This is a genomic window from Staphylococcus pasteuri (assembly GCF_030547725.1).
GTDB lineage: Bacteria > Bacillota > Bacilli > Staphylococcales > Staphylococcaceae > Staphylococcus > Staphylococcus pasteuri.
The window spans coordinates 1-230 of the sequence record NZ_JAUOQO010001114.1; the positions used below are offsets into that span (position 1 = coordinate 1).

Annotated in this window: 1 protein-coding gene; it reads right to left on the reverse strand. The window is 62.2% G+C overall.

Annotation, left to right across the window (positions count from 1 at the left end; genetic code table 11):
• Nucleotides 1-221 (reverse strand): solute carrier family 23 protein (locus Q4528_RS16595; protein WP_303522905.1); only part of this gene is annotated, 221 nt, incomplete at its 3' end.
• Nucleotides 222-230 lie beyond the last annotated feature (9 nt).

Consider the following 230-nt stretch of genomic DNA (forward strand, 5'->3'; position numbering starts at 1 on the left):
GGGTTTGGCAGCGCAAAGCTGGCGGCATTGCCGACATTGCCAAAGCTCACCATCCCGAACACCCAGGCCACGACATAGCCCGCAATCAAACCCAACAGCACGGCAGAGATCGAAATCATGCCCCGGGCAAAGAACTTGAGGCCCAGAGTGACCAGGATCACCACCGAGGCGACAAACCAGTTCAGCGCCGACCCGTATTCCGGTGTGCCGATGGCCGGCACGCCCCCGGC